The sequence below is a fragment of the Cohnella herbarum genome (assembly GCF_012849095.1).
GTDB lineage: Bacteria > Bacillota > Bacilli > Paenibacillales > Paenibacillaceae > Cohnella > Cohnella herbarum.
Genome location: NZ_CP051680.1, coordinates 1,731,656 through 1,755,596 on the forward strand (window position 1 = coordinate 1,731,656; position 23,941 = coordinate 1,755,596).

The 23,941-nt window shown below is 49.0% G+C and carries 25 protein-coding genes and 1 tRNA gene; 4 read left to right on the plus strand and 22 right to left on the minus strand.

Going from position 1 to position 23,941, the window contains the following annotated elements; translation table 11 throughout:
- Positions 1 to 13 precede the first annotated feature (13 nt).
- From HH215_RS07570 to cyoE, 5 genes are all read right to left on the minus strand, one after another.
- A complete protein-coding gene (locus tag HH215_RS07570) occupies positions 14 to 1,702 on the minus strand; it encodes a vWA domain-containing protein (protein ID WP_375140491.1) in 1,689 nt (562 codons plus the stop codon).
- A gap of 12 nt (positions 1,703 to 1,714) precedes the next feature.
- On the minus strand, positions 1,715 to 2,449 hold the full coding sequence (locus HH215_RS07575; RefSeq protein WP_169279342.1) for a hypothetical protein: 735 nt from the start codon (positions 2,447 to 2,449) through the stop codon (positions 1,715 to 1,717).
- 119 nt (positions 2,450 to 2,568) lie between these two features.
- Positions 2,569 to 3,630, minus strand: coding sequence for a tRNA 2-selenouridine(34) synthase MnmH (gene mnmH, locus HH215_RS07580; RefSeq protein ID WP_169279343.1), 1,062 nt, complete (start codon positions 3,628 to 3,630; stop codon positions 2,569 to 2,571).
- Positions 3,631 to 3,652: 22 nt separating this feature from the next.
- Positions 3,653 to 4,696 carry a selenide, water dikinase SelD gene (gene selD, locus HH215_RS07585; protein WP_169279344.1) on the minus strand — a complete coding sequence of 348 codons (1,044 nt, stop codon included), beginning with the start codon at positions 4,694 to 4,696 and terminating at the stop codon, positions 3,653 to 3,655.
- A 225-nt stretch (positions 4,697 to 4,921) separates the two neighbouring features.
- Positions 4,922 to 5,842 carry a heme o synthase gene (cyoE, locus tag HH215_RS07590; protein ID WP_169279345.1) on the minus strand — a complete coding sequence of 307 codons (921 nt, stop codon included), beginning with the start codon at positions 5,840 to 5,842 and terminating at the stop codon, positions 4,922 to 4,924.
- Between the two features lie 283 nt (positions 5,843 to 6,125).
- Here cyoE and HH215_RS07595 point away from each other — a divergent pair.
- Positions 6,126 to 6,202, plus strand: a tRNA-Met gene (locus tag HH215_RS07595).
- A gap of 118 nt (positions 6,203 to 6,320) precedes the next feature.
- Here HH215_RS07595 and HH215_RS07600 read toward each other — a convergent pair.
- The 3 genes from HH215_RS07600 to HH215_RS07610 all read right to left on the minus strand — a co-directional run bounded on the left by HH215_RS07600 (position 6,321) and on the right by HH215_RS07610 (position 8,363).
- Positions 6,321 to 6,860, minus strand: coding sequence for an NADPH-dependent FMN reductase (locus tag HH215_RS07600; protein ID WP_169279346.1), 540 nt, complete (start codon positions 6,858 to 6,860; stop codon positions 6,321 to 6,323).
- A 92-nt stretch (positions 6,861 to 6,952) separates the two neighbouring features.
- Positions 6,953 to 7,873, minus strand: coding sequence for an NAD(P)/FAD-dependent oxidoreductase (locus tag HH215_RS07605; protein WP_169279347.1), 921 nt, complete (start codon positions 7,871 to 7,873; stop codon positions 6,953 to 6,955).
- 55 nt (positions 7,874 to 7,928) lie between these two features.
- Positions 7,929 to 8,363, minus strand: a complete 435-nt coding sequence (locus HH215_RS07610) for an RrF2 family transcriptional regulator (protein ID WP_169279348.1) — start codon at positions 8,361 to 8,363, stop codon at positions 7,929 to 7,931.
- A gap of 206 nt (positions 8,364 to 8,569) precedes the next feature.
- On the opposite strand from HH215_RS07610, the gene HH215_RS07615 reads away from it, so the two are divergent.
- Complete coding sequence (locus HH215_RS07615; RefSeq protein WP_169278020.1) at positions 8,570 to 9,037, plus strand: hypothetical protein; 468 nt, start codon at positions 8,570 to 8,572, stop codon at positions 9,035 to 9,037.
- 142 nt (positions 9,038 to 9,179) lie between these two features.
- On the opposite strand, the gene HH215_RS07620 is transcribed toward HH215_RS07615, so the two are convergent.
- On the minus strand, positions 9,180 to 9,554 hold the full coding sequence (locus HH215_RS07620; RefSeq protein ID WP_174887674.1) for an ArsR/SmtB family transcription factor: 375 nt from the start codon (positions 9,552 to 9,554) through the stop codon (positions 9,180 to 9,182).
- 159 nt (positions 9,555 to 9,713) lie between these two features.
- On the opposite strand from HH215_RS07620, the gene HH215_RS07625 reads away from it, so the two are divergent.
- On the plus strand, positions 9,714 to 11,864 hold the full coding sequence (locus HH215_RS07625) for a heavy metal translocating P-type ATPase (protein WP_169279349.1): 2,151 nt from the start codon (positions 9,714 to 9,716) through the stop codon (positions 11,862 to 11,864).
- 80 nt (positions 11,865 to 11,944) lie between these two features.
- Here the strand turns inward: HH215_RS07625 and HH215_RS07630 are convergent, their stop codons facing one another.
- The 11 genes from HH215_RS07630 to HH215_RS07680 form a co-directional block, all read right to left on the minus strand.
- A complete protein-coding gene (locus tag HH215_RS07630) occupies positions 11,945 to 12,505 on the minus strand; it encodes a GNAT family N-acetyltransferase (protein WP_169279350.1) in 561 nt (186 codons plus the stop codon).
- A 19-nt stretch (positions 12,506 to 12,524) separates the two neighbouring features.
- Positions 12,525 to 14,198 carry an ABC1 kinase family protein gene (locus HH215_RS07635; RefSeq protein ID WP_169279351.1) on the minus strand — a complete coding sequence of 558 codons (1,674 nt, stop codon included), beginning with the start codon at positions 14,196 to 14,198 and terminating at the stop codon, positions 12,525 to 12,527.
- 13 nt (positions 14,199 to 14,211) lie between these two features.
- On the minus strand, positions 14,212 to 14,514 hold the full coding sequence (locus HH215_RS07640; protein ID WP_169279352.1) for a phasin family protein: 303 nt from the start codon (positions 14,512 to 14,514) through the stop codon (positions 14,212 to 14,214).
- 190 nt (positions 14,515 to 14,704) lie between these two features.
- Entirely contained in the window at positions 14,705 to 15,358 is a 654-nt protein-coding gene (gene bshB2, locus HH215_RS07645; protein WP_169279353.1) for a bacillithiol biosynthesis deacetylase BshB2, read from the minus strand.
- 23 nt (positions 15,359 to 15,381) lie between these two features.
- Positions 15,382 to 15,726: a YojF family protein gene (locus tag HH215_RS07650; protein WP_169279354.1), complete on the minus strand. Its 345-nt coding sequence runs from the start codon at positions 15,724 to 15,726 to the stop codon at positions 15,382 to 15,384.
- A gap of 54 nt (positions 15,727 to 15,780) precedes the next feature.
- Positions 15,781 to 16,785 (minus strand): metallophosphoesterase family protein, encoded by a 1,005-nt coding sequence (locus HH215_RS07655; protein WP_169279355.1) that lies wholly within the window; start codon positions 16,783 to 16,785, stop codon positions 15,781 to 15,783.
- An 81-nt stretch (positions 16,786 to 16,866) separates the two neighbouring features.
- Positions 16,867 to 17,343 carry a DMT family transporter gene (locus tag HH215_RS07660; RefSeq protein ID WP_169279356.1) on the minus strand — a complete coding sequence of 159 codons (477 nt, stop codon included), beginning with the start codon at positions 17,341 to 17,343 and terminating at the stop codon, positions 16,867 to 16,869.
- A gap of 15 nt (positions 17,344 to 17,358) precedes the next feature.
- Positions 17,359 to 18,057 (minus strand): Crp/Fnr family transcriptional regulator, encoded by a 699-nt coding sequence (locus tag HH215_RS07665; protein ID WP_169279357.1) that lies wholly within the window; start codon positions 18,055 to 18,057, stop codon positions 17,359 to 17,361.
- 21 nt (positions 18,058 to 18,078) lie between these two features.
- Positions 18,079 to 18,504 carry a DMT family transporter gene (locus HH215_RS07670; protein WP_169279358.1) on the minus strand — a complete coding sequence of 142 codons (426 nt, stop codon included), beginning with the start codon at positions 18,502 to 18,504 and terminating at the stop codon, positions 18,079 to 18,081.
- Positions 18,505 to 18,676: 172 nt separating this feature from the next.
- Complete coding sequence (locus tag HH215_RS07675) at positions 18,677 to 19,486, minus strand: ABC transporter permease subunit (RefSeq protein WP_169279359.1); 810 nt, start codon at positions 19,484 to 19,486, stop codon at positions 18,677 to 18,679.
- Positions 19,483 to 20,370 (minus strand): ABC transporter ATP-binding protein, encoded by an 888-nt coding sequence (locus HH215_RS07680; protein WP_169279360.1) that lies wholly within the window; start codon positions 20,368 to 20,370, stop codon positions 19,483 to 19,485. Before HH215_RS07680 ends, HH215_RS07675 begins: the two co-directional genes overlap by 4 nt.
- Positions 20,371 to 20,525: 155 nt before the next feature.
- Between HH215_RS07680 and HH215_RS07685 the strand changes: the two genes are divergently transcribed.
- Positions 20,526 to 21,119 (plus strand): TetR/AcrR family transcriptional regulator, encoded by a 594-nt coding sequence (locus HH215_RS07685; protein WP_169279361.1) that lies wholly within the window; start codon positions 20,526 to 20,528, stop codon positions 21,117 to 21,119.
- 74 nt (positions 21,120 to 21,193) lie between these two features.
- On the opposite strand, the gene HH215_RS07690 is transcribed toward HH215_RS07685, so the two are convergent.
- Both HH215_RS07690 and HH215_RS07695 read right to left on the minus strand, forming a co-directional pair.
- Positions 21,194 to 22,477 (minus strand): hemolysin family protein, encoded by a 1,284-nt coding sequence (locus HH215_RS07690; RefSeq protein WP_169279362.1) that lies wholly within the window; start codon positions 22,475 to 22,477, stop codon positions 21,194 to 21,196.
- Positions 22,478 to 22,797: 320 nt separating this feature from the next.
- The gene (locus HH215_RS07695; RefSeq protein ID WP_169279363.1) at positions 22,798 to 23,940 is read right to left on the minus strand and encodes a serine hydrolase domain-containing protein; all 1,143 of its coding nucleotides are present in this window, start codon (positions 23,938 to 23,940) and stop codon (positions 22,798 to 22,800) included.
- Position 23,941 lies beyond the last annotated feature (1 nt).

Below are 23,941 nucleotides of genomic sequence, written 5' to 3' on the forward strand. Positions count from 1 at the left end.
CTCAGGTTTCTGATTACATTTGAACGTTAAACAAATTGCCGATCTTGTAGACGACATCATCCGTATCCGCATTGATGCTAGCTGCTTCGTTAATGCTCGAAATGCTCTGAAGAGCCTTGATGTTCGCATTGTATCCGATCGTATAGATAGGGATCTTGTAGGTCTGGACTAACTCCTTAATATCGTTAAGCGAATACCCTTCGTTCGTCTCCCCGTCGCTCAGGACAAAAATAACCGGCTTCTGATTCGGATTAATCTTCAACTCGTCCTGAAGCAGCTTTAACGCAACGACGATTCCATCGAAAGTAGCCGTCCCTCCGCCGGATTGCAGGCTGTTCACCGCGCCGACGAACATCGACTGCTGCAACGTATCAAACTTCGCTATAGGCAAGTTAATGGTAACGTCGCTGGAATAGGAGACGAGACCGATGCTGTTGTCTTTCCCCAAATATTTCTGTCCTTTCAGCAACGATTCCTTAAGCCGGTTCAACGGTTCGCCGTCCATGCTGCCCGACACGTCCGTTACGAACACGGCCGCAATCGGGTGGCTGCCGTTTTTCTTCTCTTTCCACAGCTTCTGCGCGGAAGACAGCAAGCTTCCATCGACCGCCGCCAGTTCCGGCTTGTAGTCTTCAAGCTGATTAAAACCTTTGTCCTTGGCAAAGCTTTGATATTTATCTTGCAAAACGAATTCCGCGAACTTCTTAAGGATGTCTAGCTTTTCTTGGGGGAGCTGACCTAACGCATACAACGGACTGTCATGCCTCACTCCGAATGGCGTGAACACGTATCCGCTCTTCAAATCCTCCGCGTTGACGTAGGTCTGGTATTCCAACACGAAACCGTCCAACCTTCCGGACTTGGCCGCGTCTCGCATCTGAATGGTCGTCGAAGCTATGAAGGGAACGTTCGCTTGAAATTGCTGGAACCCTAGAACCGCTTTCTCGCTTAAGATGTCAGAGCTATCGAACGAATCGAGAGCCGTAAGGAGGAAGTTGATCCCCGTCGAACTGGCGAAAGGGTCCGTATATCCCATCGAAAATTCGTTGTTCGCTATCGCTTCCGTTACGGTTTTGACGTTAACGGAGCCATACTTCTCCACCAATGCATCGTACTTCGCTTTGGATATGACGATACCCGGCACATTCCCGACTAGTCGCTTGGATATCATTACCGTCGGGACTCCGCTCGACTTTATCATCTCGCCCCACAGTTCATTGGAAGGCGTGAAGGCGTCGGGAACGTATTTCCCGGATTTGATGTAATCGGTCGCCGTTCCGGAAGCGATATTCCGTACGAGAACGGATGCGGTCATCCCGTTCACGTCGATATTGGCTTTGTTAAACTCGGTCGCGACCTCGGTTAACCAACCGTCTACGCCGGTTCCCGACTTTTCCGTAGAGGAGAAAATTTCAACGAACTGATCCGTCGTGTTGTTTACGGTTATCGGATACTTGGATATATCCGGCAACGAGGCCGCGACGTCGACGGGATCCAGATCGATCTGCCCCTTGACCGGCTCCGCGGAAGTTACGGATATTTTCGAATATAGCTTGCTTAATTTCTTACCGGCGTCCTCCGTGGTGACTTGCGATTTGGACTTCCCTAAGTCGGAGGTCAGATTCACCCCGTAATACACAAGCGCGAACACCAAAACCAAAACCAGTCCTGCCAACAGTAAAAACTTACGCGAATTAGCCACTCCCCTCACCTCTCACTGTTTGTAATATTTCGTCTGCTTGATCAACGAGTCGATCTCCTGCATCCCGGGCATGTTTTCGATTTCTCCCGGATCAAGACCGTCTAGGCGCGAAATTTCCATCAGCAACTTATCCAGCTTCAACAGCATTTCTTCGTTCGCATCCAGAGAGCTCTTCACGAAAGCAAGATGTTCGTTATGCATATTCGCTTTCTCTTGCTGAAGCTTCGAAGATAAGCGCTCCGGATCCCGCCTCCAAGCGCCTTCGAGCTCCGACTCGTCGAAGACGGAAAACCTGTTCAAGACGCTCCTTACATTCATGTAGAAGAGCTTCTCTACCGTCAGAACGACGGAAGCAAACTTCTTGTAGCTTAACTCGTTCGGTTCGAATCGCTGGTTAAGGACTTGAAATAATGTCAGTTGCTTCTTTCTCATTCTCTCGAGTTGCTCCAAGGCGAGCGAAATATCTTCCCGAAATGACTTGACGTGCTTGTAGCGAACAATGGCTTGCACGAAGTCTTCATGGGTTTGGAGTTGCTTTACCGGGAGCGCGACCGATGACTTAAACAGTAATGCGTAGCTGCCGTAAAGCACGGCAAACGTGCTTGCGAACAGCAAAGTGACTCCTGATGCCGTAGCGAGAGCATTCTCGCCGAACGTTACTCCGATAAGTCCTGGCGACAGCACGACAATGTTTACGACCGCGACGCCAACAATGAGTCCGAGCAGCTTAACGAACTTTGCACCCATCGACGCTTACCCCTCTATCGTCCATTTCTATATGTGTACGCGCCAAGGTCGCAAATCATGGATAATAAAAATAAAGGAATGCCCAAATCCGGCATTCCTTCCGTTTAACCTATTTGATTTTAATGGGCACGCTGATCTTCTGCTGCTCTTTGTTTGTTGGATATGACCGCTTCCACGGCTTGAATAGCCTCGTCCACCGAATCGGCCTGAATAACCGCTTTATTCATCGGTTCGTACTGATCGAAGGAATGCTCGTAACGAGGATCATAGTAATATTCGAGAAGCAGTTCCACCGCCCGGTCATACTTACTATCCTTCAGGCTCTGCTCGATTTCAGCCGCAATGGGCGTATGGATCCGGGATTTGATCTTATGAAACGCCAACAGGCACGCATCGTGATTTTCCCATGGCCGATAGTCTTTAAGAATCTGATCGACCCGCGCCTTCAACGGAAGCTCAAGTAAAATCTGCGTTCCTTCTTCCTTCTTGCGCATGAGGAAATCGGGAAGCACGACTTTGCCGATTCGTTTGCTTTCCGCTTCGAAAATCACGTAAGGAGCATTGTGGATATGCAGCATTTCATCCAAGAGCAAGGAATCGAACGTCTTCTGGTTATGAGCCTTCAAGCCGATATGTCCGAAAATGGATCCGCGATGTCCCGCTAGCCGTTCCAAGTCCAACACTGCCGCCCCTTGCTCTTGCAATGCGCTTAACACGGCGGTTTTACCGCATCCCGTAAGTCCTTGAAGGATAAAGGCAGGCGATTCGAACGGAATCGACTCCAGGGAGTCGATCACCCATTTGCGATAAGCCTTGTATCCCCCGATTAATCGGTATACGCGAATGTCCATCAAGGATAAGAGTGTCGCCGTCGTCCGGCTCCGCATCCCTCCGCGCCAACAGAAAACCGCTTTTTTCCCGGGGATTCGCCCGAAACTCCTCACGAATGAAGGCAACTTGGCGGAGACGATCTCTAGCCCCCTCTCCTTCGCGGCCTGAATGCTCGTCTGTTTATACAGCGTTCCGATCTCGGCGCGTTCCGCGTCGTCGAAGATCGGAATATTCAGGCTGCCCGGTATCGTAGCTTCTTCGAATTCGGAAGGGGAACGGACATCGATTAATGTAAGCTCTTTGGTATTGCGTAACGAAGCCCATTCTTCTAACGTTAAATCTTGCAACATGTCGACGTTCTCCTTCGCAGGGTCAAGCAACGACGATTCGGCTAGGATGATCCGTAGTAATTTCACCGATCAGGCTTGCTTCGACGCCTGCTTCCTTCATTTCTTGGAGTAGCTTCTCCGCTTGTTCCGAGTTGACGGATATCAATAATCCGCCGGAAGTAACGGCATCGCACAAGATCCAGCGACTGACCTGATCCATGTCTTCAGGAAACCGCACATGGTCTTGTACGTGCAAAAAGTTGTTTTTCGTGCCGCCCGGCACGAAGCCGTTCTCGGCCAACTCCTTAACGCGAGGAAGAAGCGGAACATCCCGGTGATTAAGGATTAAGCCTACGTTACTTCCTCGGGCCATTTCCAAAGCATGTCCGATTAATCCGAATCCGGTCACGTCCGTGCAAGCATTCACATCGTAAGGCTCCATAATTTCGGCGGCTTTCTTATTTAACGTAGCCATAACTTCGGTTAATCGTGCGATCTCATCGGAGGATAATTGGTCTTTCTTGATCGAGGTCGTCAATATGCCGACGCCGATCGGTTTGGTCAGAATTAATTTGTCGCCGGGCTTAGCTCCCGCATTCGTGCGGATTCTGTCCGGATGAATTAATCCGGTAACGGCGAGACCGAACTTCGGTTCTTTGTCGTCAATGGAATGCCCTCCAACGAGCGTGGCTCCGGCTTCTCTGACTTTATCTCCGGCTCCGCGCAAAATATCGGCAAGAACTTGTTTGTCTAAAGTCGTAATCGGAAAAGCAACTATGTTCAATACCGTTAAGGGCTTGCCGCCCATCGCGTAAATATCGCTGATCGCGTTAGCCGCGGCGATTCGTCCGAAATCGTAAGGATCGTCTACGATCGGCGTAAAGAAATCGACGGTTTGTACCAATGCCATTTCATCGTTCAAACGATAAACGCCTGCGTCATCGCTAGTGTCTAGACCGACCAGTAGATTCGGGTTAGGCTCGGACTTAGGAAGGCTTTGAATCACCTGTTGCAGATCCCCGGGGCCGATTTTGCATCCGCAGCCGCCCTTACTGGAAAGCGAAGTCAATTTAACTGTATCTTGCATGAATCATTCACTGTCCTTTCCTGTTGTTTCCTACCTTAAATCGTACACTAACTGCTCCGATGAACGCAATTCAAACAAGCAAAAACGGATTCCGCCGTCCTTAGGAATGGCGGAAAACCGTTTTTGTCGGAGACGATTCATATAAGTAGAGCAAATTAACTACTTACTGAATCGTAAAAAAATCCCGCTCTACGCCTTCGAGGCGAAACGCGGGATGAAGTTCGATTAGAACAATGGCATGAGCAGCGAGTAGCCGATAACGAACAGCAAAACGACCGTAATGTGATTCAACGAGAAAATGAACATCGATCTCGCCCAGCCGCTCTCTTGCATGCGGCGATATCCGACGAAGCTCAGAATCAGCCATGCCGCGCTGAGCAACGCGTTCGTTATGGCGATATAAGGGTTAAACGACCAGAACAAGAAGCTGGAGGCGATAAGCGCCACGAGATACGCGTTCATCTGAAGGTATGTTCTCCGAATGCCTTTGGCGACAGGCAACATCGGAATGTTAGCCGCGCGATATTCCTCCATACGACGAATCGCGATCGCGTAGAAATGCGGCATTTGCCAGATCACCATCAACAAGAATAGAGCGGCGATACCGGGATGCATCATATCGGACGAGATTGCGGCCCACCCGATAAGAGGCGGTGTCGCTCCCGATAAGCTCCCAACTTCCGTATTATAGACCGTTCTGCGTTTCGTCCACATCGTGTAAGGGACGACATAGAGGAACAGGCCGAGGAATCCGAACAACGCGGCAAGCGGCGAAGCCATGTACAGGACGAACAATCCGACGATCGCCATCCCGATCCCGATGACCAATCCGGTAGTCATGCTCACACGACCGGTTACGGTAGGTCGCCTCTTCGTTCGTTCCATGATGACATCGATATCCCGATCGTACAAATTATTGAACGCTCCCGCGGAACCGATCACCAAAGAGGAACCGATGAACGCGAGCGCGATGCTTCCGATTTTATCGAAGAACGGGATTTCATTGACGAACAATGCCATGCTAAGCCCCGCGAACATCGCAATGAGATTAGACTTAATGATACCTATTTTTATCGTATCGAATAATACTTTCGAGAATGAGTTCGTTGACAAGTCGAAACTCAATTGACCGGTTTGCGTACGCATGACACAAACACTCCTCCCTGTTCCTTCTCACCTCCACATGCTAACATAAATTTTCATCCGCGTACTCGTTAGTTGCAGAGCCATCATCATTCTGTCATAAACCTGTGGCACTTTCGTTAACAATGTGTCGAATCCGTGAACGGAAGGCGTTTTTGATCTGGTAAGACTCGCCGATGATCATGTGATTTTTCGTTCTTTCAAAATAATACTTGCTTCTTCACGTGAACTGCTGTAAAGTATGAATTCTGGTCGATGAAATAAATATGATGCTCGTTTTTACTTTCGCGGGGTGGAGCAGCCCGGTAGCTCGTCGGGCTCATAACCCGAAGGCCGCAGGTTCAAATCCTGCCCCCGCAACCAATTCGCATTCGAATTTACACTCTATATACAGATACCTTTAAACCGGAAACAACGGTAGGAAGGTGTTTTTTTATGTAACGAAGAAGTCCGCGATTCAGTCGCGGACTTCTCTGCTTCATTACCGCAAAGTCTTCAATGCTCCGCTCCAGGCCAACACTTGATCGAGCATCCCGTTCACGTTCGTCAAATGCAGATCGGCCGGCTTAAATACCGTTCCGTTCTCGAAATCGGTAAATAACGATAAAGCCGGATGTACTCGAACGTCCGCTACGGACAACTCCGCCAGTATCCCTCTCAGATGTTCCGTTGCCCGAGCTCCGCCTACCGAACCGTAGCTAACGATTCCAGCCGCTTTGTTGTTCCACGCTTCGCGAGCATAATCCAAAGCATTCTTCAATGCGCCGGATATGCTGTGGTTATACTCCTGCACGATAAATACAAAGCCGTCCAAGCTAGCCAACTTGACGTTCCACGCCGTCGCTTGTTCGGTAGCATCCGCTTCGCCAAGCAGAGGCAGCTTGTAATCCGCGATATCCACGATCTCGTAATTCGCGTCTCCGCGTTTGTCGGCAATGCCTTTAACCCATTCGCCTACTTGCGGACTTACGCGCCCTTGACGGGTACTCCCCAATATAATTCCGATATTCAAATTCGACACGCTTTGGCCTCCTTGAGAATTCTTTGTGTGAACTACACGAAGCAAGCAATAAAATACTTGCTTAGAATTCCCTGAGCCTTCGTTCATATTCGTTACTTAACGCTTTCCCATGCTTCCGTAAGCAGCTCGCTATTAATTCCCACCGCGGCCAACGATCCCATCGCAGCGGCCGTAATCGCTTGGTAGAGCTCCGTTGCCGCATCTCCGGCGCTGTATACGCCCGGTACGTTCGTTTTGCCTAATGCATCTACGATTATCGAGCCTGCCTCCGATACTCTGCAACCAAGGTCTTGAGGCAATTCCGATCCGGCAACCAGTTTAGTCGCAAAGAAAATTCCCGTGCAAGGAACGTTTGTTCCATCCTCCAGAACGATATGTTGCACTTTACCGTCGATGGAATCGATACGAAGAATTGGCGAGTCGAAAACGGGGATGTGATGCCGCTTAAGCTCCTCGCGCTGTTCTTCCGTCATGTCGTCGGGTCCGTTCGTGCAAATGACCTTATGATCGGACCAACCGGACACCACTTTGGCAAAATGCACCGCGCCTGCCCCTTTCGCAATCAAAACGAGCGGCTGATCTCGCAGCTCCCAACCATCGCAATATGGGCACACAAAAGCGCTTTTTCCATATACTTCCGCTAATCCTTCGATATCGAACGGAAGATCTTTCTTGCCCATTGCGAACAAAACCTTTTTACTCCGGTAGGTCGCTCCTTGCTCGGTCGTCATAAGAAAATCCCCGTCGGATCCCTCGATCGTGACTGCTATATCCGACACGAAACGCACGGAAGGATAAGCGCTTATTTGTTCTCTCGCGATACGCCTGAATTCGCTTGGAGAAACTCCGTCTCTCGTTAGAAACCCGTGCGTCTCGCGAGTAACCCGATTCCGCGGGCGTTCTTCGTCGATGACGATGACGGTTTTTCTTGCTCTCCCCAGAACAAGTGCCGCATTCATTCCTGCCGGTCCTCCGCCGATGATCGCTACGTCTATCCGTTGTTGTTCATTCATTTATTATCATCCTCCTGGATCTTTAATGTCCACAATAGAATACAAGAAGCAACCCTTACTTCTTGCTAAGCTCAGAGTCGTTATCTATGGAAGCCGAATCCAACACCGACTGGATCGTATGATGCTCAAGATATTCGTACATCTGCCGTTCTGCGCCGTTCATTACTTTCTTCACCAAACATTCCTTGTTGCCTGGATGTCCGTTCAGATTCACGCACTCGAACAACTGTTGCCTGCCCTCGACGACTTGAACGACTTCTTGAAACGTAATCCGATCAGCGTCTCTTGCCAACTCGTAACCGCCGCTCGCTCCCGTAACCGCTCGTAAAATGCCATCCTGCCTAAGCTTAGACATGATCTTGGATAAGTAGCTTTCGGAGACCCCCAACAACCCGGATAGTTCCTTAATGCCGACGTTATGGCCGCGCTGCGCTCTCGCCAGATGAATAAGAGCGTGCAACGCGTAACCCGTGCTTTTGGAAAATTGCATGCCTATCCCCCCTTGAATCGTCGAGCTATATAGACTCGATTTGTCTATTATAGACACAAAATATCTATAATGCAACCATGAAAATGATCCCTCTTGAGCGTGTTGTCGCTTAGCCTTCGCCATCATCTAGTTAAACATACAAGCATCTCCGCATTTTCGGAATACGTTGTAACATAAGAAGCCGAATTGAAAGGAGTCGTCCTGCCATGACGAATAAACGGAAATCGACAAGAGAATTAGCCGTCAGGATGATCGGTGTTCCCGTTTGCATCGAGCTTAAGGACGGAAGTTGTTACTACGGACGAATCGAGGGTATCGATAAAGACCAATTAATTTTTTCCGGAAAAAGAAGACATGGCGCAATTCGTCGTCGTCCGTCCTCCAAACGGGGTAAAAACGTGAAAGTGTCCGGATTATTACCCATGTTCCAAACGTTGATGGGCGCCGGTGCCGGGTTAGGTGGTGGCGGTGGTGGCGGTAATGCCGGGTTAGGCGCGGGTGGCGGGTTAGCTGCCGCCGAAGCTCAAGGCGGCGGTGGCGGTGGCGGTTTCTTCGGAGGTTTCGGAGGCTTTACCGAGTTTATGGGATTCTTTAACAAAGCGATGCCGATGGTGAAAATGGGAATGGGAATGGTCAAGACGATTATGCCGTTGCTCAAAGGGTTCGGCGGGTAAAGGAAGTCGAATGGGTGCCCTGAATCAAAATGCTCGGGGAACCCACTAACGAAGTTCAATCATGAAAAGGACAACCAGAGTAGCCTGGTTGTCCTTTTCTCGCGGAAAATTAGCGAAAAAACTGCTCATTCGTTCATACGATCTACTCATGCTTCAAGTGCTGCAGCGTAAGGACGAATAATTGTTCGATATGCAAATCATCCAAGGAGTAATAAACGGTTTTACCCGACTTGCGTCGCTTCACGATTCTAAGATTCCTTAAATAACGAAGCTGATGCGATATCGCCGACTGTCCCATGCCTAGCAACACCGACAAATCGTGCACGCATAATTCGTTTATCAACAAGGCTCCGATCAATTTCACGCGCGTAGGATCGCTGAGCGCCTTGAATAGTTCGGCCAGATCGTTCGCGGAAGTATCGTCGACCATCTTTTGTTTGATCTCGGTCAAATCCGTATCCGTTCCTACGCAAGTGGTATCGCACGTTTCTACCGTTTGCTTTTCCAGATTCAACATCACCTTTGCGTTAAACTCTTGGGTACCATTATAACAAGTCCTTTGTTTTTCGGAAAGGTTACGATCAATCGACAAAGTGCGGATTCCATTGACATCATCGCAAATTCGGAATAACATATGAGCATCTATTCATTTAACTTGCGGAGGTTGGTCCTTCTTATGATTGAATATCGGGTTAAAGGCCTTTCTTGCGGCAATTGCGCCCAGGTGCTGGAACATGAAATTCGCCAATTGGAACACGGTGAAACCGCGACTCTTAGTTATAATAGCGGCAAGTTACGTTTAGACGAACGCGTGCCCCTAGATCAAGTAAATAAGATTCTGAACGGCGACCGCGCTTATATCGAGAAACAAGCTGCGGCTTCCTCTAACGCTCACGGTTATTCGGGACATGAACATTCCCATGAGCACGGACATAAACATAATCATGAGCACGAGCATAATCACAGCCAGGGCAATAAGAAAATGATCGGCATCCTGGCAGCTTCGACCGTTATTTACTTAGGCGCGATATTCATGGACGATCAAACGGCCGATATAGCGGTTATTTTGTTGTATTTGACCGCAACCGCGCTTAGCGGATATACAACGTTCGTGAAGGGCTTAAAAAATCTGTTCCGCCTTAAATTCACGATAGACACTCTGATGACGGTTGCTCTGGTCGGCGCGATTTCGTTGGGAGAATGGAAAGAAGCGACCCTTGTCGCCATTTTGTTCGGCCTTAACGAACTGCTAGAGGGTTTGGGGATGGAAAAAGCGCGGCGATCCATGGAAACGCTCCTAAAAGTCGCTCCCAAAGAAGCAACCAAACTCGGGAACGCCGGCGAGGAAACCGTTGTACCGATTGCAACGCTCCGAATCGGCGACAGAGTTTTAGTCAAACCCGGGGAAAAGATCCCCTCCGACGGCACGGTCCTATCCGGGAAGAGCTCCGTTAACGAGTCGGCGATTACGGGCGAAGCTCTCCCGGTTGAGAAAGCGGAAAACGAATCGGTCTTCGGCGGCAGCATAAACAACGAAGGCGTTCTGCAAATTCGTATCGACAAAGCGTATGCCGATTCATCGTTGGCCAAAATTCTTCATCTCGTGGAAGAAGCCCAAGAAACAAAAACGCCTACCGAGCTGTTCATTAATAAATTCGCCAAATATTACACTCCTCTCATTATGATCGTCGCCGCTCTCGTCATCGTCATCCCTCCTCTGTTTCTCGGCGGCGAATGGACGAAATGGTTGTATCAAGGCTTAGCCGTACTTATCGTAGGTTGTCCTTGCGCGTTGATCTTATCGTCTCCGATTGCTATCGTGGCCGGCATTACCCGGAATGCGCGCAACGGTATTCTGATCAAAGGCGGCGTGTTCCTGGAACAGTTAGGTAAACTGGATACGTTGGCTTTCGATAAAACCGGCACCCTGACGAAGGGCGAACCCCATGTCGAGCAAACCATCGTATACGATGAATCCCGGTTTCTAGCCGTTGCCGGCGCGATCGAGAAATCGTCCAATCATCCGCTTGCCAAAGCCATTATGAAGGAAGTTCATCGCAAGGGTATTGAGCCTAAGGATGCCGAAGCGATCGAGGCCGTGTCGGGGAGAGGCATTGTCGCGACCTACGAAGGTAAATCCTATTGGCTCGGGAACGAAAGAAGCATGGAACACATAACGATGCCTAATGATGTTCATGACGCGATCGAGCAATTCAAGGAAAGCGGTCTGACTCTCGTCCTTGTAGCCGACGAGAAGCAAGTAATCGGAATGTTCGGCATTTCCGATGAACTCCGCGAAGAGAGCCGTTCGGTCATCGCGGCGCTGCATCGGAGCGGCATTCGCCATACCGTCATGCTGACGGGCGACCACCAGAAGACCGCCGAGAAAGTAGCTAACGCAATCGGTATTAAGGAGTATTACGGCAACTTGCTTCCTGAGGACAAGGTTGCCAAAGTAAAGCAGCTCGCAACCCGGGGCACGGTCGGCATGATCGGGGACGGAATAAACGATGCTCCCGCCCTTGCCTCCGCGCAGCTCGGAATCGCGATGGGCAAAGGAACGGATAGCGCGATCGAAACGGCCGACATCGTATTCATGCAGGACCATCTCGGAAAGCTGCCCGCCGCGATCAAAGTAGCTCGACAAGTGAATCGCATCATTCGGTTCAATATTGGCGTCGCCATGGGCTTGAAGCTTCTGGCTCTGCTCCTTACCATCCCCGGTTGGTTAACTTTGTGGGTGGCCATCTTATCCGATATGGGAGCCACGATCTTCGTTACTTTGGTCAGTTTGACGATTCTCGTGCAAAGAAAAACGGATCAATAGATAAAAATGGCGACAACGGGAAGTGATCCCCGTGTCGCCATTTTTCCGTTATTCCCTGCCCTGCCACTGCGACTTTCCTCCTATCCATTTCCGTTGCGATAAGCTTTCTCGTGATACTGCGTAATCGCTTTGAACAACGATCGGCCGTCATCCTCTATGGCTGCGCTATCGTCGAAGCTAAGAAACATAGCCCGATACGTCTCGGGAACCCAAATGTAAGAATGAACGTAATCCGTTAAACGAAATCCGACTTTTTCCCAGAAAAGAACGCGTTCCGCGTTTTCCTTCGTCTCCTCGGCTTCGACCTCGATGACGATGCCCCGAGTGTCCGGCATAGAGGTCAAAGCCCAGTCCCGAATATTCTCGATGCATAAACGCCCTACCCCTTGTCCGCGCCAAGTTCGCCGAACGGCGAGATAGTCGATCACGAGCATCCGGGCACGCAAATTTAATGCTGTCAGAGCCATCGCGACAATCTCGTCGCGTTCGCTCCAAGTATGCAACGTACATATGCGTCTGTCGAACATGCGACGAACGATCGCTCGATTTTTCCGGCCATGTTCGGGAAAAGCCTCATGATACACTTGCTCCGCCTCGGCCCACATGGCTTCATTCCATTTATCCGTCGTTCGATGTTCCATACCGATATCCACCTTTTCATCAAAAACGACCGGATCGAAAAATCGAGAACAGCAGCCACATGAACATAAACATGGCAATTCCCAAGCCGATCTCGATGACGGGGACCCGCCATAGCACCGTACGCGAATGACTCAAAGCGGCTCCGACAATCAATCCGAGCATAACGATGCTAAGAGCAAGCAATACGATACTGAAAGAAAGACGATTGCCGATCCGGTCCATTTTCTTCATCAATGCCTCTACCTGAGGGCTGGCGACTTCGACGCGAAGTTTTCCCTGCCGCAACAAGATGGACAACTGTTTTAAGCTTAACGGGATATCATTCAATAAATCAAGATAGGCGGGAATTTCCTCCGCCCATTTTTTGACGAGCCGCCCGGGATTCAATCTTTCCAAAATCAATTTTTTCCCGAACGGTTCGGCTACGTCGATGACGCTGAAGGTTGGATCTAACGTCGTGACGACGCCCTCCATCGTTAATAACGTCTTCCCGAGCAAAGTCAGCTCCTTGGGGATTTGAATGCGATGACGCAGAGCTACGGAAAACAAATCATGAACCGCCTCGCCTATTCGTACGCGGTCTAGAGGCACTTTATAATACTTATCCCGCAGTTCGTCGACGTCGGAATTCAATTGTCTCATGTCCGCCCCTTCCGGCACGACGCCCATATCGGATATCGCGCGAAGCACGCCCTTCGTGCTTTGATTCCTGAGAGCAATGACGAACGACGAGAAATGGTTCTTGGTCTCGGAAGATAATCGGCCCATCATCCCGAAATCCAGCCAGGCCAGTCGACCATCCGGGAGCGCCAACACATTGCCGGGGTGGGGATCGCCATGGAAGAAGCCTTCGATCAGCACTTGATGCAGGATCATCGTCGCGTATCTCTCGGCGAGCACACTACGATTTAACCCTGCCCGATCAAGCTGAGCTTGATCGGTTAACTTGATTCCTTCTATGTATTCCATCGTGATTACCCGGTTCGAGCAATAGCCCAAATATACAGCCGGAACGCGGCTGTGTTTCATGGACTTGCATTGGAGCGCGAACAATTCGGCATTGCGCGCTTCCATTCCGTAATTAAGCTCGGAGCGCAAAGCTTTGCCCAGTTCGTCCACGATCTCGCTTAACCGGTAACTGCGCGCCCATTCCAGACGACTCTCGGCCAATCTTGCCCAATCCGCCATAATTTCCAGATCGGTTTCGATAAGCGCATGAATGTTAGGACGTTGTACTTTGACTACGACCTCGGTGCCGTCTTTAAGCAGGGCATGGTAGACTTGACCGATGGAAGCCGCGGCCAGCGGGGTCTCGTAAAATTGCAGGAACAGATCTTCGACGGGTTTTCCCAGCTCTTGCTCGATGATCCCGGAAGCGACCTCGAAAGGGAAAGCCCTCACCTGGTCTTGCAGGCGTTCCAGTTCCTTAATGATGTCCGGCGGCAGCAGATCGGGGCGCGAGCTCGCGATTTGCCCTAACTTCACGAACGTCGGCCCCAGCTCTTCCAACAGTAAACGTATCCGTTCACCGGTGTTCTTCGCCCGTATCCCCTTCCGCTCCTCGCTTCTGAAATACAGAAGCTTCTCCGTGAGGCCCATCTCGTTCGAAACGTATCCGAGGCCGTTGCGGGCAAAAGCAGCGGCAATCGTCCGGTAACGTCGCAATTGGCGAATCCTTCTTCTCACGTTCATCTTAAATCTCCCGTCAAGTTGCGGTAGGTTCCCGTTGTTCCAATATCGTTAAACGCTGTTCGATTCTTTCGATGTCCTCCTTGGTCGCGAGTCGGCCGTCGCCCACGATTGCCTGTACGCGTTCTTTAACGACAACCTCGATTCTCTTCCTCATCTCTTCGCCTTTGCCGACGAGATCGTTCACGAGCGTTCGAGACTCCGTCTTGCTCATCTCTCCTTTCTTCACCAGCTCGTCGATCGTTTTCTCGATCTGCTCCTTACCCGCAACCGCTAATCCTAAGCCAAGCGAGAACGCCTTCTCGATCGTATCTCTCATGATATTTCTAGCTCCTTTATCGCTGAAGTGTCTGTATCATGATGTGACAAACTTCATCATTTCATCCTAGATGAGATTAAGATAAGACGAGACGGCGGCAATAACGAAAAAACCGCCGAGAATTTCACGGCGGCTCGAAGAGGCTTGAAGTGGCTCGAAAAGTAGAAAAGAAGTCCAACAATTCCTAACGTCAGATTGCATACGTCCAGAACCGTTCCGTACCGAACCGATCCTGAATCTCTTTGTCGCTAAGCTTTCCGTTGCCTAACAGCTCGGCGGCCTGAAACTGGGATCGATGGGCTTTGATCGATTCCATCTTCGCGTTGAGGAAGTCTTTAACATCGATAATGACATCGGGTTTGCCTATCGACTGCTCGTGATTATTGCTGAATGCCAGGCAGTGAACGAGAGGTCTGTGCTCTTCGGGCATTGTTCCGATCGTACGAATGACCGCGGCCCCGCAAGCATCATGATCCGGATGCACGCTAAAGCCCGGATAGAAAGTAATGACCAGCGAAGGGTTAAGCTCGGTCAACAGTGCCGAAATTCGTCCATCCAATTGCTCCTGATCCTCGAATTCGATCGTTTTATCGTGAAAGCCAAGCATTCTTAAATCTTGTATACCGATCGCCCGGCAAGATTGTTCAAGCTCCTTCTTGCGAATTTCCGGAAGCGTGACTCGGGTAGCGAAGGGCGGAATGCCCATATTGCGTCCCATTTCCCCCAATGTCAAACAAGCGTAAGTGACTTGCGCTCCTTGGCTAATATATTTGGCAAGCGTCCCCGATAATCCGAACGCTTCGTCGTCCGGATGCGGCAAAACAACAAGAATGCGCTGTTCCATGCGGTCTTTCATCTCCTTTACCGTTAGAAGGGCTCTCGGCTTAGTTGCAACGCTACGACGAGCTTGCCTTGGCTGTCATGGCCCGCCATAATGAGCCTTTGCATATCTCCGTCTTCATAGTGCGTAAGACCTTCCGAGTAAACCCAGCCGTGATCCATTTTCAAACCTACCCGATAAGGTCCGTCTCCGGATATCGAACCTTGGGAATAACGAATGCGCGCATTCGAAATAAAGGTCGCTGCCGGATGCTTGGAACTATCCAGATGCGCGGCATAAGCTCCCGTCGTCATCTCGAGATGAACGTAGAGCTCTTGACCTTGGAATTGATCGATCATACGCTGGACTTCAGCTTTATTGATGAGTAGCATCCTCTAACCTCCCACAACCGCAATACAATCTATGAAATCCGTAAACGGATGTACTCATTTTAACAACATCCGCTTCGTTTCCGCAAATCGTCTCGCGAATAATGGATTTCCCGGAAGATGCTCCGGCTGCTGACCGACAACCGATCCGTCGTCGAGTCTTAGCCAAGATTCCAGCTTACGCTCGCCTTCCGTTAGTCTTATGACGCGCGCGCCACGATTAAATCCCTCTTTGCCATACGTGTTGTAGCCCGTCGCTCTGCCATAATAGAGGCGAATGCCATAGAGCTCTCCCCAATAATCGTTGACATGATCGTGCCCGCAGAAAGTAGCCATGACGTCCCCTTGCTCTAGCATCGCCGAGAAGAAGCCTGCCTGAGTTCGCGCCGAGCATACGTTCTCGTTCTTGCTCCCGTAACAAATCTCCTGATCCCATACCGTTTGATATTCCGGCAACGGGATATGGAAGAACGCCAGCGCAGGTAAATCATCCCCTTCGGAACCGGAGTTCCATTGTTGCGATTGACGTAAATACCATTGAACTTGGTCATGGCCGATCCAACCGTACCCGGGAACTCTCGCATTTCGGGAGTAATCGCCCGAATCCAGCGCATACAGCAAGGCGGCAACTTTATCGTTAGTCCTTCCCCATACGGGAAGCACGTAATTTCCTACTCCCTGAATATCTTTAGGCCCTCTTTCGGTATAGCCAAATGGCCTCTTAAGCACCTCGTCCATCAACTCTTCGCGGGTGATCCCGAACTCGGTATCATGATTGCCGAATACGACTCCCCAAGGAATGCCCCTCTGTTCAACGACAGAGACCGCTTCCCGGAAAGCAACTAAAGGATCAACGCACACGCTAGGACCATCCGCATCTTCCCCGGTATAGATGACATCGCCCGTGAACATCACGAAATCCGGCAACTCTGCAGCCAGAACGCTATCCATTAGCGCTTTGGACTTCAAATCTCTCTCCGATCCGTCCTTCCAATGAATATCGGTGAACTGGACAATTTTGAACGTGCCATCCTCGCGAAATCGTAAAGCGTTTTCCTTCATCCTGATGCCTACTCTCGCTTTTTCCCAACATAATAACACTCAAACACACTCATATACAATGAAGTTTATAAAAAAATACCTTTAAACGACTTGGCACTCCACTTCCATCTCCCGACGACTAGGCTTGCTCTTGAACTTAAATACGATAATTCCGGCTACAATGACTAACACGCCCAGCAACTTGTTGTAAGTAAAAGGCACTTGATCTAAGCCCAGCAATCCGAAAGAATCGCAAACCAACGCAAATCCGAGCTGTGAAATCATAACTAGGGAAATGCCATAGGTTGGACCAAGCAGTCTTATCCCGCGCACGAGACAGATGACCACTCCGACGCCGATTAACCCGCTGAATCCGTACCAGACCTTCATATTTCGCAAGTCGAACAAATCGATCCCTTCCACAAACAGACCAATCGTCATGGAGGCTAGAAATCCTAAACCTAACACCAATGACGTTGTCGTCCAAGAACCGGCTCTTTCGTTCACTTTGCTATTGTAAATATTTTGCAAACCGACCAACGAACCGGCGACGACCGCCAATAGAATCCCTTGAATCATGCACGCGTCTCCCCCTCATTCGTAAATATTTTCATTGGCCAACTCGCATAATCCGTCTCTATTCTTAACGCTAAGGCCATCTTTGTTTCGTTCGATCAGCCCCTCCGCGATGAACCGCCGGATGACCCTATTCAGATGCCTGTAGCTCGTTCCGATTAAACTTGCGGCATCCGCTACCTTCGTAGAGTTCAATTGCCCGTTCAAGCGATCACCGGATTCAGCGTAGGAAACGGATAAAAGGTAGCTTGCCAGTCGCACTTCAACCGGATACATCAAGTTAAAGCTCATGGAGTTGGACTTAATATAAAACTTCTCCGTAATGATCTCTAATAGCAATCGCTGCAATGGCGCATGGTCTTTCCCGTATCGATCCAACCAACGATGTTGAATTCCGATCATGTGGACCGATGAAACCGCCTCGACCGTATTCAGGATCGGAGCCCCTCTCACGTACTCAATTTCCCCGATGACCTCGAGCGGATTCTTAAAGGAAAGGATAAGCGTTTTGCCTTCCTTTGATATCGTGTAAATTTTGATCTTTCCTTTAACCAATACCAACAATTGCTGAGCCTTTTCATCTTGGGAACAAATTTTTTCCCCTTGTTCGAAACTGTACAGCGTCAAATAAGGTCTTAACGGATCATGAAATGCGGCTTCCAGCTCAAAAGTTTGCAAATAATGATTCAGCAACTCAGGATCGTTGATCTCCCTCACCCCGGATATCCCTCCACGCGATTAAAACTTTAATAGGATGACGCCGGTTATCATCAACCCGATGCCGATAAACTGCGGCCATTTCATTCTTATCTTCATAACGCCGAACCATCCGGTACCGTCGATGATAAAGGCGAGACTTAATTGGGCGATTAATAACGCAGATATCGTAAGAGTAACGCCGATTTGTTGAATGGCCGTAATGTTACTATAAATAATGATCGAAGCAAAAGCACCGCCTGTCAAATATATCGGCTTTACTTCCCTCAGACTTTGCCAGTTTCTTTCCTTAACGAGGAGCAGAATAAGCAATGCCGCCGCGAATCCGGTGAACTGGGTGAGCGTTGCCGCCTGCCAAGTGCCGATGTCTTGACTAATCCGGGAATTAGCTACTCCTTGCAACGTAATTAACGCGCCGCCAATCAACGCGAATAAGCTACCTTTCATCGGTACTCTCCCCCATATAGATTTCTCTTTTTTATTAAAAGATATTTCCAAGAACTATGATAGGACATATGTCCTGAGATCGTATGAAAATGAAAAAGAGCAACGACTTAGAAAAACTTCTCTAAGCGGTTGCTCCTATCCAAATGGATTATAGGTTCGCTCCAATGTTAACTTATAGAAGCAGGTCGCGTTTGCGAAATAACGCAATGGCGAGTCCGAACGAAGCCAGTCCGATGACTGCGAGCAGGAGGAAAGGAAACACGAGCTCCGCGTTGCCGTTTACGATTTCGCCGGGCTGATACAAGGAGAAGATAGAGAAGTGTTTAATCCAATCGATTTTCTCGCTGAGTTTCCCCAACAGATCCAAGCTGAAGAAACCGAAAGTTATGATTCCGGATATCCCTAGCGCCTTCTTCTCGTCATTGGATAACGAGGACACTAAGAAAGAGATACCGCCTACCGCGAAGAACAACAGGAATGCCGCCGCGTTCATCAGCAGAAATCTCGCAGTGTCGAATTCATAGGCAGTCCCCAGAAACCAAGCGTTCCCGGCAATCCCGGCTACCGTCGTTACGGTTACGATCAACAATAGTCCCGTCGTCAGCACGGACGCTTGCGTGAACGCGACCTTGCCTCTTGTCGTCGGAGTGGATAACAGATAAGCCATTGAGCCCTGATCTACCAGCTTGGCCATGAGTTGAGTCGAACATTGGACGCATAAGATCGAAAGAATCAGAACGAGAATCAATCCGTAATATTCGCCGGAGATGAACGCTTCGGCGCTATCGAAGCCGTTAAGGCCGAACGCTCTACCCACCCCTGCCGGCATGGATTTAACCAATTCGTCAATCGCTCGTGCGCTCTTGGAGATTCCCGGATATAGCCAGAACATAAGGAGAATATAGAATGCGGACCCGAAGGCGTAGTTCAAGAATCCTTTGCCGTTCACTTTCATCATCTGTTTATATAACGTCATATTCATCTCATCGTCTCCTTTCTATCGTAGTAGTTCATAAAGACGTCCTCCAGGTTCTGGCTATGAATGTCTATATTGCGCACCTTGTACTTAGCCGTCTCTTCCGCGAATTTGTCGTAGTTGCCTTGCACGGCTACGCTCACCCGATTCCCTTCGCGAGATTCGACGAGCAATCCGGAATCAAGAAACGAATTCGCATCGCTTTCGTTCTCGAAAGTCACTTCGAACAGCTTGCGTTGCATGGATTGCAACTCGTGAATATCTTTAGTCGCAATCAGGACGCCGTCCTTAATAATGGCTGCCCGATCGCAAGTTCTCTCGATTTCAGGGAAACTATGCGACGACATCAGGAACGTTTTCCCTTGCGCCTTCTCTTCGAGCACGAGCTCAATGAACACCTTTTGCATAAGCGGGTCAAGACCCGAAGTCGGCTCATCTAAAATAATCACTTCCGGGTCGTGCATGAAAGCCGCTACGATTCCTACTTTCTGCTTCATCCCCTTGGACATTTTCCGGATCGGCGTGTGGATATCGAATTGCAGCCGATCGATTAAGCGAGTACGCTTGTTCAAGTCCTTCACGCCTTGCATCTCGGCCATGAAATCCAAGAACGACTTTCCCGTCATTCCTTCGATAAAAGATATTTCTCCCGGCAAATATCCGATGAACCTTTGTACTTTCCCCTGCTCCTTCCACGTATCCAACCCGTTTACCGTCGCGAATCCTTTGTCCGGTTTCATGAAACCCATAATTTGTCGGATCGTCGTTGACTTCCCTGCTCCGTTCGGACCTAAGAAACCGAAAACCTCGCCTTGCCGTACCGTAAACGACACATCGAAAATGCCTTTCCCATTCGAAAACGTCTTCGTCAGATGTTCAACGGTTAACATGCAGACACCCCCAGGGTAAATAAATGAAATTTCGCATTCAATATATTTCATATGTTATACTATGCTTACAAAAGGAAACAGTCAATACATTATGAAATATTTTTATGTTAATATTTCATTAAATATGAAATTTTCAATAATTGAGGTGAAGCGATATGAATGGTTTCGAGAAAAGAGCAAGCCAAATTAAACATAAAATCATTCAAACGACCTTGCAGATGTTAAGCTCTTCCGGGTCCAGCAAGATAAGAATTGCCGATCTTGCCAAGGCGGCTAACGTATCGCAAGTCACGATATACAATTATTTCGGAAGCAAGGAAATTCTGATCCGAGAAGCGTTCATAGACTACGTAGACCGTGCCATCCTCGAATTCGAGCAGTACATGGACGAGAATCATTCGTTAAAGGAAAAGATCGAACACATCATCCTGCTGGAGAAATCCTCTTATAAAGAGCTTCCTCCCGGACTTATTAAAGAACTGTTGGCCGCGGACGAAGAGCTAAGCCGTTATATCGAGTTACAGTACAAGGAGAAAACGATTCCGCTTACGGTTCGCATTCTGGAAGAAGGAAAGCGGAGCGGAGAAATTTCGGAAGGGGTATCTATCGAGAGCGTGCTCGCTTTTATTCAACTGTATATGAATCAGTACGAAACGATCTTGCAAATGGCCGAGCAAAGCGAGGATATGGATAAGTATCTGGAAGGCATGGTTCATATGTTCTTCTATGGAATTTGCGGTAAACCCTAATCCGACTCATTGATAGCCTGCCGCCATTAAAAAAGACCCTTTCCGTTGAAGGAAGGGTCTTTAAGGTCATAGGCTTAATCGATTTTAATAATTTCCATTTTCCGAACTCTATGCTTGTCCTTCTCTCGGATGATGAACGTAAGCGAATCGAACTTCCACTCCGTGCCGATCGCAAGTTCGGGTTGCCTATTGTATAACCATCCTCCGATCGAATCGACGTCATCATGTTCCAGATGGCTTCCCAATACCGCATTCACTCGGTCGATCGACGTTAACCCATCGATCAAATAGCGGTTATTTCCGAGCGATTCGATCGGTTTCTTCTCGTCCTCGTCAAACTCGTCGCGAATTTCTCCAACGATTTCCTCTAGTATGTCTTCGATCGTGATCAAACCGGACGTCCCGCCGTATTCATCCAGCAGAAGAGCGATATGGACGTGCTCTTGCTGCATCTTGAGCAATAGCGATTTGACGGGAATGACGTCGGGCACCGACATGACCGGCTGGATAAGCGCATTAAAGTTGAACGCCGGGTTGTTATCGTAATTCAAGAAAAATTGCTTCGTATTCATGAACCCAACGATGTGGTCTTTGTTTTCTTTAGCGACCAGAAATCGGGTATATTGTTCTTTCTTAATGATTGCGAGATTTTCCTCCAGCGTCATATCCTCGTACAAACAAACGATATCGGTACGCGGCACCATGATCTCTTTCGCCAGAAGTTCATCGAACATGAAAATTCGGTTGACGTAACCGTACTCCGTTTTATTGATTTTGCCGCTCTCGTAACTTTCCGATAAAATAATGCGAATTTCTTCCTCCGAATGCGCTTCCTCATGCTCGCTGGCCGGTTTCATGCCGAACATTCTGACTAAAGCATTCGCGGAACCGTTTAATATCCAGATAAACGGATACATGATCTTGTAGAACAAAATGATAACCGGGGCGGTGTAGGTCGAGATGGCCTCCGCTTTATGAATGGCAAGCGTCTTCGGCGCTAATTCGCCCAATACGACGTGCAAATAAGTAATCGATAAGAACGCGATCAAGAACGATAAAATGTGACCGGTGTTTTCCCCGATACCTAACCGTTCGAATAACGGAAACAGCATCTTCTCGACGGTCGGTTCTCCCAACCAACCCAAGCCTAATGCGGTAATCGTAATTCCGAGCTGACAGGCGGATAAATATCCGTCCAGATTTGCGGTAACCTTCTGAATAGCGATGGCGTTCTTCTTTCCTTCCATCACCATTTGATCTACCCGACTTGGACGGAGCTTGATGATTGCGAATTCCGTTGCGACGAAAAAAGCGGTTAATACGATCAGTATTGCGACTAAAAACAAATTAATGACCAAAGTAAAAATCTATCCTCTCGTAGTTGAATAATGGTTTATACGTTAGAAACCCAACAATGTATTCATTTTTTTGATTTCCGACTGGCAACATCTGCTAAGGGTTCCACGGAAAGCTCAAATTCATACGGTACAATCTTATGCGTGGCAAATCACTCGATAATTGATTATTACCCCCAAAGTAGATGTTTTTAACCCATAAAAGACTCAATTCACTTAGGAGATCCGATCAAGCAAAAAAAGCCGCCCGACAAACAGAGCGACTTTCTTGGAGTTCCACGAATTATCATTGGTGAACTCTCCTAGTTCACCCGACGCCCATCCTATTTCAAACTCGACCAAATAATTTGTTTCGTACCGAGTACCGACAGCGGAACCCAAGAGTAAACGGAAGGCACGAACAGAACGACGACCAGATTCTCGGCCGGATCGACGAAGAGAGCCGATCTTCCCCCGCCTTCAAGTTGGAAAGTTCCTTGAGATTCGAAGTTAAGAGGGCTAATCGTCAGATCGAGACCAAGCGCGTGGCCTTTGTCCTTGATCTTACCTCCCCAATGATAAGCGGGAACATTAAACAAGTGACGACGGGTGAGCAACTCTACGGTTTTTCTTCCTAGGATGCGTTCGCCCTCGAAGGTTCCTCCGTTCAGAAGCATTTGTCCGAATTTCCATAGATCGTACATCGTGGAATAAAGTCCGCTGTCCGATAATGGGGGTTTGGACGAACCATCGTCCTTCTCGTTCAGTTGTTCGACGTCCGCTTGGTTAACCGTGCACACTTCCGCCCATAACCGTTCTGGCACGTCGAAGAAAGTCCTGTGCATCTTCAGCGGTTGCAAAATATGATCGTTAACGAAGTTTTCGTATTTCTTGCCGGATATGCGGCTGACCGCTTCGCCGAGCAGGGAAAAACCGACCGAGGAATAATTATAGGCTTCCCCCGGCTGGCAAACGAGCGGTCCCTGCAGCACTTTACGAATCCAACCGTCCATCCCTTGCGCGCCCCACCATTCCCGTGGGTATGGCTCGTTATAGTAGCCTCTCACGGGCATAATGCCTGACGTATGGGTCAACAAGTGAAACAAAGTAATGTCTTGATGCATCGGATTGTTGAATTCTTCAATGATCGTAGACACCGGTTGATCGAGATACAACTTGCCGTCTTCAATGAGTTTAACGATTGCAACGCTAGTGAATGCCTTCGTAATCGAGGAAAGCTGACGCAAGGAATCCGGTTGCAGCAGTCCCTCTTTCGTCGTGCCATGGAGCGGACCCTGGGATTGCCATGCTACGATCTTCCCGTGACGAGCTACGAGATATCCGGCTGCTTGGATTTGATCCTTCGTGATGAGATCGTCGAAGTGGCCGTTAAGCTTATGCAGCTGAAGGGAATCCATCATTACCTCTTCAGGCGCCGCATCCAACTTCCCTTCTAGTATTGTTGGGTCGAACGGTTTAACGTTCATG

Coding starts and splice junctions, on each gene's coding strand:
- HH215_RS07575 (WP_169279342.1), bottom strand. CDS start 2,449: ATGGGTGCAAAGTTCGTTAAGCTGCTCGGACTCATTGTTGGCGTCGCG.
- mnmH (WP_169279343.1), bottom strand. CDS start 3,630: ATGTTGCAAGATTTAACGTTAGAAGAATGGGCTTCGTTACGCAATACC.
- selD (WP_169279344.1), bottom strand. CDS start 4,696: ATGCAAGATACAGTTAAATTGACTTCGCTTTCCAGTAAGGGCGGCTGC.
- cyoE (WP_169279345.1), bottom strand. CDS start 5,842: ATGCGTACGCAAACCGGTCAATTGAGTTTCGACTTGTCAACGAACTCA.
- HH215_RS07605 (WP_169279347.1), bottom strand. CDS start 7,873: ATGAATGAACAACAACGGATAGACGTAGCGATCATCGGCGGAGGACCG.
- HH215_RS07610 (WP_169279348.1), bottom strand. CDS start 8,363: ATGCAATTTTCCAAAAGCACGGGTTACGCGTTGCACGCTCTTATTCAT.
- HH215_RS07615 (WP_169278020.1), top strand. CDS start 8,570: ATGACGAATAAACGGAAATCGACAAGAGAATTAGCCGTCAGGATGATC.
- HH215_RS07620 (WP_174887674.1), bottom strand. CDS start 9,554: ATGTTGAATCTGGAAAAGCAAACGGTAGAAACGTGCGATACCACTTGC.
- HH215_RS07625 (WP_169279349.1), top strand. CDS start 9,714: ATGATTGAATATCGGGTTAAAGGCCTTTCTTGCGGCAATTGCGCCCAG.
- HH215_RS07630 (WP_169279350.1), bottom strand. CDS start 12,505: ATGGAACATCGAACGACGGATAAATGGAATGAAGCCATGTGGGCCGAG.
- HH215_RS07635 (WP_169279351.1), bottom strand. CDS start 14,198: ATGAACGTGAGAAGAAGGATTCGCCAATTGCGACGTTACCGGACGATT.
- HH215_RS07640 (WP_169279352.1), bottom strand. CDS start 14,514: ATGAGAGATACGATCGAGAAGGCGTTCTCGCTTGGCTTAGGATTAGCG.
- bshB2 (WP_169279353.1), bottom strand. CDS start 15,358: ATGGAACAGCGCATTCTTGTTGTTTTGCCGCATCCGGACGACGAAGCG.
- HH215_RS07650 (WP_169279354.1), bottom strand. CDS start 15,726: ATGCTACTCATCAATAAAGCTGAAGTCCAGCGTATGATCGATCAATTC.
- HH215_RS07655 (WP_169279355.1), bottom strand. CDS start 16,785: ATGAAGGAAAACGCTTTACGATTTCGCGAGGATGGCACGTTCAAAATT.
- HH215_RS07660 (WP_169279356.1), bottom strand. CDS start 17,343: ATGATTCAAGGGATTCTATTGGCGGTCGTCGCCGGTTCGTTGGTCGGT.
- HH215_RS07670 (WP_169279358.1), bottom strand. CDS start 18,504: ATGAAAGGTAGCTTATTCGCGTTGATTGGCGGCGCGTTAATTACGTTG.
- HH215_RS07675 (WP_169279359.1), bottom strand. CDS start 19,486: ATGAATATGACGTTATATAAACAGATGATGAAAGTGAACGGCAAAGGA.
- HH215_RS07680 (WP_169279360.1), bottom strand. CDS start 20,370: ATGTTAACCGTTGAACATCTGACGAAGACGTTTTCGAATGGGAAAGGC.
- HH215_RS07685 (WP_169279361.1), top strand. CDS start 20,526: ATGAATGGTTTCGAGAAAAGAGCAAGCCAAATTAAACATAAAATCATT.
- HH215_RS07695 (WP_169279363.1), bottom strand. CDS start 23,940: ATGAACGTTAAACCGTTCGACCCAACAATACTAGAAGGGAAGTTGGAT.